Source organism: Streptomyces chisholmiae, from assembly GCF_031845445.1.
GTDB classification, from domain to species: Bacteria; Actinomycetota; Actinomycetes; order Streptomycetales; family Streptomycetaceae; genus Streptomyces; species Streptomyces chisholmiae.
In genome coordinates this window covers 1-373 of sequence record NZ_JAVREO010000317.1, presented here as the reverse complement: position 1 = coordinate 373, position 373 = coordinate 1, and the positions used below count along the sequence as shown (strand labels likewise).

Annotated in this window: 1 pseudogene; it reads right to left on the bottom strand. The window is 61.7% G+C overall.

Going from position 1 to position 373, the window contains the following annotated elements:
• Positions 1-320 (bottom strand): annotated as a pseudogene (locus tag RM844_RS33380) (hypothetical protein); the annotation flags it as partial.
• Positions 321-373: the final 53 nt, after the last annotated feature.

The window sequence follows — 373 nt, the reverse complement described above, 5'->3', positions numbered from 1 at the left end:
CGCGCCTCACGATTGACAAAGAACGGGCTCTCCTCCCACCGCACATAATCACTCAACTCATCACAGTGAATACTCGGCGGAATCACCTCCCGCCGCATCGCCAACGCCAACGCCATCACCGACACCAACCCAGACGCCGCCTGCGTATGCCCGATATTCGGCTTGGTCGACGTCAAAGCACAGAAACCATGCCGCTCCGACTCCTTACCAAACGCCTCAACCAACGCATTGATCTCAATCGGATCGCCCAGCCGCGTCCCAGTGCCATGCGTCACCACATAACCCACCGACTCGACCGGCACCCCCGCCCGCCCGTACACGTCCTCCAACAACCGCACCTGAGCCGCACCACTCGGCGCCGTGATCCCGTTCG